This is a genomic window from Ruminobacter sp. RM87, assembly GCF_000701925.1.
GTDB classification, from domain to species: domain Bacteria; phylum Pseudomonadota; class Gammaproteobacteria; order Enterobacterales; family Succinivibrionaceae; genus Ruminobacter; species Ruminobacter amylophilus.
On the sequence record NZ_JNKD01000071.1, the window covers coordinates 1 to 11,490 of the forward strand.

An 11,490-nucleotide genomic window follows, 5' to 3' on the forward strand; every position below is an offset into this window, starting at 1 on the left:
CATGTATTAAGCCTGCCGCCAGCGTTCAATCTGAGCCATGATCAAACTCTTCACTTTAAATTAGTTGAAGTTTTTTCGGCTCTCTTTGAATGACTGTCTTTCTAATTGCTCTTAGATTTGACACTCAGCTTCTTCAAGAACCATTTTTTAATTTCAGCTCATGAATTCAGCGAGTGCCCACACAGATTGTCTAGATTCGTTTTTAAAGAACTTTTTGTTTTTCGCTGTGCTCAGCGAACGATGTGTATTTTAGGTTTTTTATTTTTTTCGTCAACTGTTTTTTTTAATTTTTTTCAAATTTTTTCGTTTTTGGGCAAAAAATCGCTAATGAACACCTATCCATACATCTATATGGAATTTTTATTAAAATTTTGCTCCTGTGATATTCTTTTTGCGTTTTTTGAGGTTTTACGTGATTTTTTAATCAATTATTCCTGATATTCCATTTATTTTTCTTTAACCGCGTCCATATCGAAAAAAACAACCCCCGCATCTGCGGCGATTGTTTAGGCATTTTATCAGCACTTCACGAAAAGTCCGGTTTATTCATCAGAGGCTTTCTTTGCTTTTCTTCTGATGACCATATCTCCATGACCATTGATATCTTCCATGTCTTTGGCCAATTCCATTAAATCCTTGTATACTTTGGTGGCTTTCTTTTCATCTTCCGGTGATATTGCATATCCGGTTCGGACAAGATAATTGCGTTTGATACCTGCATTTTTGCCACATTCTATATCAGTAAGCCTGTCACCGACCATTACAGAACGCTTCAAATCAATATTTAACTGTTTTGCAGCATCGAATATAAGTCCAGCCTTAGGCTTTCTACACTCGCAATCCACTTTGTATTTACCTATTCCCTTTTCAGGATGATGAGGACAGTAATAAATTCCGTCAAGTGTTACTCCACGATCTATGAGACACCAGTCCATCCACTCGGTGAGCTTTAAAAAATCTTCTTCAGTATAGTATCCTCTGGCAATTCCTGACTGGTTGGTTACCACAACCAGAGCATATCCCTTGTTCTGCAGAATTTTTAATGCTTCTATAGCATTTTCAACAAACTCGAACTCATCAATGGTGTACACGTAATCTTTTTCAACATTGATTACACCATCGCGGTCCAGAAAAATCGCAGCTTTGCCCATTGTCTATCCTTAAGAGCTTTCGCACTATGTTAAAATTAAATCATTAAACTTCATACCACGCATTATATCAAAATGTAACACCTGTTTTCCTCATAACATTTCAGGTAAGCCGGAATAAAAGCATATGCAGACTAGAAAAGTGCTTATTATAAATACCGATGATACGGTAACTCAGAAAAACAGATATTCCATCCTGTCAGAAATTAACAAATCTCTGGGTTTTCATCCTCCTGTATTTTCTAACGATAAATATCCTGTTTCATCAGACTCAGAACACTCATCATCAGTTCATACAGACAAATCTCCTGGAGATGGAGCCTCACGATCCCCCATCCAAACCATTAATCTCAATAATCTTGCACATTATCTGGGATGTACAAGAGATTCTGCCGTGCTTGTTCAGAATCTTTTCAATGTCGATCAGATTTATTCTCTGTTCGGTTCTTTAAGCACCTCAGGCCTATTGATAATCATCACCAGCCTTCCCAGATGTTTTAATGATTTCTTCAACAGTTGTACACAGAAAAATATTTTTGAAATATTCACAGCTAAGGAAGTTCTTACACACCCTCAATACATTTCAGATTTCATCACTTCCGTAGACGCCGGTAATTACTGTCTGAATTTTCATAATTCAGCGATTTCTGACATTCTCGATACCCAGCAATCATCATATATCGATATTGTTACCAGATATCTTCATGAGAAAAAGAATTTCGTCGTACATCTTGATGGACCAAGAGGAACAGGCAAAACCACGGCCACTGTAAAACTTGTTGATACTCTTGTGCATAGTATGTTTAAATGCGGGGTATTAAATGCAGGGGCCAAAGATATAATCCCTAGGTACACAGCGATTTCAGATATTTCACTCATTACAACCGAAAACATGTGTGAATATGTGGATAAAATTGATTTACTTATTATTGAAGAAGCCGCGGCACTTCCAATATCCCACCTGTTTGAAATCTTAAAAATGTTTCCGCGGACAGTTTTAGTCACAACACTGTCAGGCTACGAAGGATCTGCAATGGGGCTTCGCCACCAACTTTATCAGAGCTTCTCCATAACCAGAATCGCGTTGCACAATCATTATCGAAACAACTACGACCATGCAGCAAAATGTCTGGATACACTTTTCTTCAATTCACCAGTTAATAACATAGTTATCAATAGGTTTAATCACAACAGATTATCTGAAAATCCATCAGAAAAAAGCAAATGCATATATATCTCTACCAGAAACAATTCTGACAGTATATCAGTCTGTACTACCGGTATAGAGCTTATGAAAAACAATACAGGGAAATTTATCCTGTACCTCATTAATAGTCTCTTAAAATCCAACCATTATGAACAGACTCCCCAGGACCTTATACGCTGGATAACTCAGGAATATACATGTCTGACATTTATACTGGTAAAAGCTGCAAATATAGACAGCCGGATCCTGAAGTCCCTTCATCCCTTCTATATTAATAGTAGAGACCTGCAGATGATGACAGCAGACCACAGTGTTAACGCCTTTTTCTCATCCCCTGTCCAATCTTCAGAAAACACCAATACAGTATCAAATTTGCAAAAAAGTTCAGAAGACTATGTAATGTCAGGAGTCACTATTTCCACATGTGAAGGAATGATAGAACCTGAACTTGCAAAAGCAATAATGAATGGTACAAGACAGCCGAAAAACAATCTGTGTCCGCAGACACTTATAACACAGGCCGGTTTTGCCGAAGCAGGAAACTACAGATATCTGAGGATTGAACGAATAGCCGTACTTCCAGAACTCCGCAGAACATCATTGGCCACATCCATGATAAAGGCAGTGGAAGGAATGGCTGCGATGTATCAGTTCAACTTTCTTGGGGTTTCTTTTGCTCTCAGTCTGGGAACAGCAAGATTCTGGCTAAGCAATGACTTCAAACCGGTAAATATCAGTTTTACCCCTGATAATGCCAGCGGTAAACGTTCACTGCTGATGATGAAAGACATTACGGCAAATTCTGAATGTAAGCAACATAATTCCAAAACACTTGTTGTAAATAGAACCTCTGACACATTCAATACCGAGAATGCTTTCAGACTTTTTAAACTGAAACTTCCCCATCTTATTATCCCGTTCAGTCTCGACAAGGAATCAGAAATCCTTTCACAGCTGAATATTTCAGGAATATCTGAACTTTTTCATAAAAAAGAAAATCTCAATAATATAGATGAAAAGTTGTATAAAATAGAATCTGAAACACTTTATGATAAAATATCAGATAGCACTATTACTGATGATCAGATGTATCTGCTAAACGATTTTTTTAATACACACTTTAAAAACACTATTGATAGTATAGTGAATGGTCACCACAGTCTTATTCACAGCATCTACGAAATAAAGATTCTGTTTGATAAACAATATTGTTCTGACCGGCTGTCCAGTGATGAAAAAAAAGCATTAATACTTTTTTTAAATAAAGGTCTTATACCAAAAAACGAACTTCAGTCTCTATTGAAGACAGATGGTGTAAAACAGATTCTCAGACAGCTTCGCAACATTATCAGCAAAATTCAGGGATAAATAACAATGACAGAATCAGTTAATATTTTGGTAGTTGATGATCACGCAGATATCAGAGAACTAATCAAACGATTTCTCGATCAGCACTGCTTTAACACCTTTACAGCCTGTGACGGTGATGAAATGCGAGCTATTCTTAAGAATAATCACATTGATCTGATCGTTTTGGATCTGATGTTGCCAAAAGAAGACGGATTATCAATCTGTCGCAAACTGAGAGAGAATGGTAACAACGTACCTATTATCATGCTTACGGCAATGATAGGTGAAACAGACAAAATCATCGGTCTGGAATTGGGAGCTGATGATTATCTTACCAAGCCTTTCAATCCTAGAGAGCTCCTTGCCAGAATCAAAGCTGTTCTGCGTCGCAGCGACAATATTCAAAAAACCGAAACCCAAAAAACTCTTAAACATTACTTCTTTGATCAATGGACACTTGATGTTCTAAAACGCGAACTTATAGATCCGAACAAAACTATAATTTCCCTGTCCACTGCTGAATACGAACTTCTTATTACTTTCCTGCAACATCCTCATGAAACTCTGTCAAGAGACCAGCTTCTTGATCAGGCCAGAGGCAGAGAAGCCCAGGTTTTTGATCGTTCCATAGATACTCTTATCAGCAGACTTCGCAAAAAACTGAAAACCGAAAATGATAACTGCAATGAAATAATCAAAACAGTATGGGGTGGCGGATATTGCTTCATAGCAGAGGTAACCAATGATCAGGATCAGTAAAATCATTCCGCAGACGCTAACCTGGAGACTTATTCTTACCTCAGTTAGCGTACTGATGGCTGTTCAGCTTATAATTATCGTTGTCTTTGTATTGGACATGCGACAGAATTTTGCCGAAAATGCCCACCGAATGACTTTACTAAGATTAATCAGTTCCGTAAGAGTACTGGATCATAACGATCCTAAAATTTACCATGAATTCATCAAAACGAGACTTACTCACGGACTGTTTGCCAATATTTCCACTAATCCCGTGATTCCTGAAAATAGAAATGAGGATTACGAAAACAAGATAAAGAAGGAACTTGACGATTCAGACCGCGAAATCTACATTCAAACCTTCACAAAATTTGATGTAAATACTGAAAACCTCAACATTCCAGAAGAAGGCAGTTTAAAAAATTTCCGTTATGTAGCAAGTAACAGGAAAAATACAGTGTCTTCTACTGATCCTGCCAATAATCAGACTGATACACAGGTCAAAGAACTGACCGATACATTACATCCTACTCAAATGGAAAATATGAATAATGTAATTTCAGGTACAGATAATGACAAGTCAAAGTCTCATCAGATGAATGGATGGCGCGATATTTCACAAATGCCTGTCGGAATGGGACCTCACGGTTTTCCGCCTCCTCCGCCGCCACCGGGGGCAATGAGAGGAATGTTTGGTTTTCCACCGCCTCCACCACATCATGGAAGAATGCATCACCATCATAACAGACATTTTATGCCGGGAACGTTTCAGGTAGTACCGCATAAACATGATATGGAATCCAAAATATCCACTATAGAAAATAATAACCCGTTTGATAATAAAGTTTTGCCTAAAGATGCGCCCTTAGATACTCAGGTTTCTCTCTATGGCTCAATAAAACTTAAATCAGGTTACTATTTTACTTTTGCCTGTTATGAAAATAACACCCTTATTCCTCACCTGTCATCACTTACGGTACTGGCAATCTCTTTTGCCACAATAATCGGCACTCTGCTTTTCTTTCTGCTGTTCACTGAACTGACGCGACCGCTGAAATTACTCATGCGACAGGCTGAAAAATTAAGCTCAGACTACAAAACTCCACCTTTGGAAACCAAGGGACCGAAGGAAATTCAGGATCTGCAGCGTTCATTTAACAGAATGCAGGAACATCTGGCAAGCTTTATTGATGATCGCACACGTATTCTTGCATCAATATCTCACGACCTTAAAACACCTCTGACAAGTCTCAGGTTGAGAACGGAATTTCTGGAAGAAAATGAAGACACGGTAAAGCTTAGGGAAACAATAGACACAATGACTGAAATGGTAAAGGCAACATTGCTGTTTGCCAGAGGTGATGAAAACACGGATGAATCACGAGAAATTCATCTCCCAAGCCTGCTTGAAAGCATCTGCAACAACTATACTGATGCAGGCAGGGATATATCATATGAAGAAAGCGGAAAATTCAAAAGGGTTAACAACTTTTTCTGCAGTTCAATGGATATCCACAGAATACTTCAGAATCTTATTGATAATGCATTCCAATACGGAACAAAAGTTAGAGTAAGACTTGAGGAAACTAACGAACAGATCAGCATTTCTGTGTGCGATAATGGTCCCGGAATCCCTGAAGAAAAGCTGGATGAGGTATTTGCACCTTTTATGAGACTGGACGAAGCTAGAAATACACAGGAAGGACATGTGGGACTTGGACTGTCCATTGTCAGAAACATAATCCTTAAACAGGGCGGTAAGATTCATTTACAGAATGCCCACCCTCACGGACTGGAAGCTGTCATCACGTACACTATCCACAACAGCTGATTTAACCGGAGCAACAACCCCGCATCCTTGCTGCAGCGGCGTGAGAATATGGCGAAACAATCAATTAATTTTTATAAACAAGAAAACAATATGAAACTGATAATACTCTTAGCCATTTTGGAATCTCTTTTTTTCACAGTTTTGGGATTTATATCCTTACCTGTTCCGTACAGAGATTTTCTTCCATCCATGTATACTGGTTTTGCAGGATTTACAAACACATTCCTAATATGTTTTGTAATCAATATACTGCTGGTATATCCGTTTTATAAATTCAAAAAAGTAAAGACATCCTTCGCATCAGCCTTGATTGTACTTCTTGTTCTCTCTATTCTAGCCGTAACGGATTTCAAGGTTTATGCCATCTACAGATTCCATCTTAATAAAGCCATGCTTGATCTGTTTATCAATGGCGGCGGAGACGTTATAGCCTTTTCAGATACCATGTGGTTATCAATCATCGGATACTGTCTTGGACTGCTTCTGTGTTCTCTTACTATTATTATCACTGCATATAAATTTCATGACAGAATAATCACAGGACGAAAAACAGCCATAATATCAACGATTATTGTTCTGTTTATCTTATGTAACCTGGTACATGCGTACAGTAAAGCCAGAGGCATCCCTTCCGTTTATCGTAATTCTGAAGTAATTACACTGTACTATCCGCTAACTGCAAACAAACTACTGGGCGGAACAAATACCTATATTCCCGACGAAACAGGCAATGCCATCAGCTATCCTTTGCACCCTCTGACATATGCTGCTGACAAAAACGATAGTAAAAAACTCAATATCTACATGATTTTCGTAGACAGCTTAAGAGCTGACATGCTCAATAGTGACAACATGCCGTATTTAACTGAAATTGCCGAAAACAATCTTAAATTTACACATCATTTATCAGGTGGCAATGCTACACGAAATGGGGTTTTCACATTATTTTACGGACTTCCGGGAAGCTATTGGAACAGAATTCTAAATTCAAACGTTCAGTCCTCATTAATCACTGGGTTGCAGGAACAGGGCTACAAAATAAATGCTTTCGCAGGAGCTCAATTGTACAAACCTGAATTCAACAAAACCGTATTTTCAAAGGTTAAAGACCTGCGTATTGAGTCTCATGGAAACAATGTGAGTGAAAAAGACCTTAATGCCATCAGTGACTTTAAAAAGTTTGTCACTGACAATCAAGGTTCCCCAAAATTCGCCTTTGTTTTTCTTGATAAACTGCATTCAATGGAATTGACCCCGGAGGAACAGAAGAACAAAAAATTCCCTACCCCATGGAACAGCCCCGACTATCTTGCCATAGATAAGAATTTTGACAGAAACATAATATTCAATCTGTATAAAAATGTAGTCTTTGAAATGGATAAACAGATTAAAGATATCACCGATTTCCTCAAGGAACAGGGAGAATGGGATAACAGCGTAATTATTATTTCCTCAGATCACGGAAACGAATTTGATGATAACGGACACGGATATTACGGTCATAATTCCAATTTTACCGATGCTCAGATTCATATTCCTTTAGTAGTTCACTGGCCAGAAAAAGAACCTCGCGAGTACAATTACACCACAACATCATATGACATAACCGCCACCTTAATGCCTGATGTACTGGGTGTTACTAATGATACGGCCGACTATACAATAGGCAAGTCTCTGTTTGACGGCAGTGAAAGAGACATTATCATCAGTTCAAGCTATCTTGAGGATGCAATAATTAAAAAGGACCACATCATTATCAGCAGTTCAATCAACGGACTAAGCATCAAGACCAAGAACTTCAGTGATTCTGAAAATTCTTTGAGCGCCGAAGACAAAAAAGATATTGAGAGGAAACTTGAAATAGACCGCACATACGTGCACCATGATTAACTGATAAATAAAGCTGATACATACAGGTATCAGCTTTAAGTTCTATAACTATACAAACTGAAGAATACTATTCTTCATCCTCAAACTGAGTTCCCCATCCGTCATAAGCAACATTAAATTCATTACAGATTGAAACCAGTTTGGTAATTTCATCATATATGGCCTGAGCATCCAGCTTTGGATGAGTAATGATAATGGATACACTGAAAAATGTTTCCTTATATTCTTCATCGAAGCATTCATCAGGATCCTCAATATAAATCTCATCACCGAGAACATTGTTCACTTCCACAACAAATTTTTCAAGATTTGCAAAGTTAAGTGAACTAAAGTAATGGATAATATCATATTCCTCATCTTCCGGATTGCCGTCAGCCAGGATCTCTCCTACAATTTGATCAGTCATATGATAGAAATTGTCCAAATCATTGAACTTTGCATAATCCTTAATTGCGGATAATGGACCGCGATCTTCATAATCTAAAGACATAAATAATTCCTGTCAAAAAAGTAGTAACCGACATCTGACTCTATGAAGATTTGTATAATCAGATGCAATAATAAACCATGGTAAAGTATCGTTCCGTACTCTTAACCAAACAAATTAAAATATCTATCTGCAGTCAATTACAGACACAAAAACAACAGTTTTACTGCAAACGGATATTCTTTTGTCAAATACATATACGATAAATCTTTGTCACCGAAAAAAGATTATAATTTCAGTGACATTAATAAATCAATTACGTTATCAGACACATTACGTCCTGTAACAGTTAAAATTTTATAAATCGCAGTTTCTCAACTGCTTCGCATAGCTTCCTGCCGTCTTTTCAACTCTTCTGGCCAACTGCTGAAGGCTCTTGTTTTTAGCATGTGTCTTCTTTTTATAACCGCCCCATCCCTCGTGGTAATTCAGATACTGATTATAAACATCATTGATCTTGACATTATTTACCTTGTTTGTTTTGAGAATATACCAGCTGATAAAATCAAGAGAATCTGCAAAATCGTCACGGGATGAAAAAAAACCACCAGCTTCACTGACATAATCGTCCCATACAGGATCCTGGGCCTGAGCGTAACCATAAGCGGAGCTGCCTCTTCCGTAAGGGATGAACAGGAACCAGCGCATAGGAGGTCTGGCATCATCAACATAACCGGATTCATGGTACATAAATGCCATGGCTATATTGATAGGAACCCCGCGACGCTTATATACATCCTGTGCATCATCATACCAGTTATCCTTTTCCTTAAAAATTTCACATAAATCATTGGGCTTTTTTGGGGGAGTTGTACTACAGGCACATACAGTTACGGAAATTAAAAGTAAAGCAAATAATCTTCTAATCATGCCACACCCAAAAAGAAAACACCTGTGAACGATATATTCTATGTATACTTTTCAGAATAAAAAAGCAATCATGAACGTCAAATACGTTTTTCGCATATTGAACTAAATCAAAAAACATACTTTAACTTAATGGACAAATAACACGAAAAAATCCCTGTACACAGCAGTATACAGGGATTAGCGGACTGTTCTATACTCACACATTCCTTATGACGAAGCAAAAGCACTAAATAGCTTCATCGTTTTCTTCGCCTGTACGGATTCTTACTACTCTATCAACAGAAGTAACAAAAATCTTGCCATCACCAATCTTGCCTGTATGAGCCCCCTGAGTAATCGCTTCAATACAACTGTCAACATCTTCATCCTTAACTACAATTTCAAGTTTGCACTTAGGCAGAAAATCAACAACATATTCAGCTCCACGGTACAATTCAGTATGACCTTTCTGACGACCGAACCCTTTAACTTCAGTGACAGTCATACCGGAAATACCTTTAGAACTCAAAGATTCTCTTACATCATCCAACTTAAAAGGCTTAATAATGGCAGTAATTTTTTTCATATATAATCCTTAGAGAATACAACCTATGTTACTGATTATACTTTGATGCATAAAAAAAATAAATAATGAACTTATTCATAAACAGAAATCAGGTGAATTAAATACGTTAATAACAATTATTGGTAATCAGATGTAAAACATGGATAAGGAAAGAAACAAAAAAGCTCCGTAAAAACGGAGCTTTTAAATTATCTAGAAAAAACTATCAGTGAAGTTCAGATTATTCGATAACCTTAGCAACAACACCAGCGCCTACAGTACGGCCACCTTCACGAATTGCGAAGCGTAAACCCTGTTCCATAGCGATTGGGTGAATTAAGGTAACGATCATCTTAACGTTATCACCAGGCATAACCATTTCTGCACCACCTTCTAATTCAATAGTACCGGTGATATCGGTAGTTCTGAAATAGAACTGTGGACGGTAACCCTTAACGAATGGAGTGTGACGACCACCTTCATCCTTGGTTAATACGTATACTTCTGATTCAAACTTGGTGTGTGGAGTGATTGAACCTGGCTTTGCAACTACCTGACCACGTTCAACTTCTTCTCTCTTGGTACCACGTAATAAGATACCTACGTTATCACCAGCACGACCTTCGTCGAGTAACTTACGGAACATTTCTACACCGGTACAGGTGGTCTTTGCAGTATCACGGATACCAACGATTTCAATTTCGTCGCCTACGTGAATGATACCACGTTCAACACGGCCGGTTACTACGGTACCACGACCTGAAATTGAGAATACGTCTTCGATTGGTAATAAGAATGGGTGATCGATATCACGTACTGGGTCAGGAATGTAGGTATCGAGAGTCTTAGCTAATTCGATAACCTTTTCTTCCCACTTAGCTTCACCGTTTAATGCACCTAATGCAGAACCACGGATGATTGGGGTGTCATCACCTGGGAAGTCGTATTCAGATAATAAATCACGTACTTCCATTTCAACTAAGTCTAATAATTCTTCATCGTCTACCATATCGCACTTGTTTAAGAATACTACGATATATGGTACACCTACCTGACGTGCTAACAGAATGTGTTCACGAGTCTGTGGCATAGGACCATCAGTTGCAGCTACTACGAGAATAGCACCATCCATCTGTGCAGCACCGGTGATCATGTTCTTTACATAGTCAGCGTGACCTGGGCAGTCTACGTGTGCATAGTGACGGTTTTCAGTTGAGTATTCAACGTGTGAAGTGTTAATGGTGATACCACGGCTCTTTTCTTCTGGAGCGTTATCGATCTGGTCGAATGCTCTTGCTTCACCACCGTAGGTCTTTGCTAATACAGTAGTGATAGCTGCAGTTAAAGTAGTCTTACCATGGTCTACGTGACCGATTGTACCTACGTTCACGTTAGTCTTTGTACGTTCAAACTTTTCCTTTGACA

At 38.2% G+C, this 11,490-nt stretch carries 9 protein-coding genes; 4 read left to right on the forward strand and 5 right to left on the reverse strand.

Translation table 11 applies throughout. From position 1 onward, the window contains the following. Positions 1-542 precede the first annotated feature (542 nt). Positions 543-1,151, reverse strand: a complete 609-nt coding sequence (gene gmhB, locus T489_RS0110860; protein WP_051622049.1) for a D-glycero-beta-D-manno-heptose 1,7-bisphosphate 7-phosphatase — start codon at positions 1,149-1,151, stop codon at positions 543-545. A gap of 124 nt (positions 1,152-1,275) precedes the next feature. Between gmhB and T489_RS0110865 the strand changes: the two genes are divergently transcribed. From T489_RS0110865 to T489_RS0110880, 4 genes are all read left to right on the forward strand, one after another. Continuing rightward, on the forward strand, positions 1,276-3,723 hold the full coding sequence (locus T489_RS0110865; protein WP_031580059.1) for a tRNA(Met) cytidine acetyltransferase TmcA: 2,448 nt from the start codon (positions 1,276-1,278) through the stop codon (positions 3,721-3,723). Positions 3,724-3,729: 6 nt separating this feature from the next. Then, entirely contained in the window at positions 3,730-4,464 is a 735-nt protein-coding gene (locus T489_RS0110870) for a response regulator (protein ID WP_031580060.1), read from the forward strand. Continuing rightward, the gene (locus tag T489_RS14435) at positions 4,448-6,274 is read left to right on the forward strand and encodes a sensor histidine kinase (protein ID WP_051622052.1); all 1,827 of its coding nucleotides are present in this window, start codon (positions 4,448-4,450) and stop codon (positions 6,272-6,274) included. Before T489_RS0110870 ends, T489_RS14435 begins: the two co-directional genes overlap by 17 nt. A gap of 90 nt (positions 6,275-6,364) precedes the next feature. Continuing rightward, entirely contained in the window at positions 6,365-8,164 is a 1,800-nt protein-coding gene (locus T489_RS0110880; RefSeq protein ID WP_031580062.1) for a sulfatase-like hydrolase/transferase, read from the forward strand. A gap of 67 nt (positions 8,165-8,231) precedes the next feature. Here the strand turns inward: T489_RS0110880 and T489_RS0110885 are convergent, their stop codons facing one another. The 4 genes from T489_RS0110885 to tuf all read right to left on the reverse strand — a co-directional run. After that, on the reverse strand, positions 8,232-8,654 hold the full coding sequence (locus T489_RS0110885) for a ribonuclease E inhibitor RraB (RefSeq protein ID WP_051622054.1): 423 nt from the start codon (positions 8,652-8,654) through the stop codon (positions 8,232-8,234). 294 nt (positions 8,655-8,948) lie between these two features. After that, a complete protein-coding gene (locus tag T489_RS0110890) occupies positions 8,949-9,521 on the reverse strand; it encodes a transglycosylase SLT domain-containing protein (RefSeq protein ID WP_031580064.1) in 573 nt (190 codons plus the stop codon). A 226-nt stretch (positions 9,522-9,747) separates the two neighbouring features. Then, the gene (locus tag T489_RS0110895; RefSeq protein ID WP_031580065.1) at positions 9,748-10,086 is read right to left on the reverse strand and encodes a P-II family nitrogen regulator; all 339 of its coding nucleotides are present in this window, start codon (positions 10,084-10,086) and stop codon (positions 9,748-9,750) included. Positions 10,087-10,306: 220 nt separating this feature from the next. Beyond that, a partial coding sequence (tuf, locus tag T489_RS0110900) for an elongation factor Tu (protein ID WP_037319720.1) occupies positions 10,307-11,490 on the reverse strand: 1,184 nt, incomplete at its 5' end.

What these genes read in the sequence shown, in the direction of transcription:
- T489_RS0110865 (WP_031580059.1), top strand. Translation starts at nt 1,276, where the DNA reads ATGCAGACTAGAAAAGTGCTTATTATAAATACCGATGATACGGTAACT.
- T489_RS0110870 (WP_031580060.1), top strand. Translation starts at nt 3,730, where the DNA reads ATGACAGAATCAGTTAATATTTTGGTAGTTGATGATCACGCAGATATC.
- T489_RS0110890 (WP_031580064.1), bottom strand. Translation starts at nt 9,521, where the DNA reads ATGATTAGAAGATTATTTGCTTTACTTTTAATTTCCGTAACTGTATGT.
- T489_RS0110885 (WP_051622054.1), bottom strand. Translation starts at nt 8,654, where the DNA reads ATGTCTTTAGATTATGAAGATCGCGGTCCATTATCCGCAATTAAGGAT.
- T489_RS0110895 (WP_031580065.1), bottom strand. Translation starts at nt 10,086, where the DNA reads ATGAAAAAAATTACTGCCATTATTAAGCCTTTTAAGTTGGATGATGTA.
- T489_RS0110880 (WP_031580062.1), top strand. Translation starts at nt 6,365, where the DNA reads ATGAAACTGATAATACTCTTAGCCATTTTGGAATCTCTTTTTTTCACA.
- gmhB (WP_051622049.1), bottom strand. Translation starts at nt 1,151, where the DNA reads ATGGGCAAAGCTGCGATTTTTCTGGACCGCGATGGTGTAATCAATGTT.
- T489_RS14435 (WP_051622052.1), top strand. Translation starts at nt 4,448, where the DNA reads ATGATCAGGATCAGTAAAATCATTCCGCAGACGCTAACCTGGAGACTT.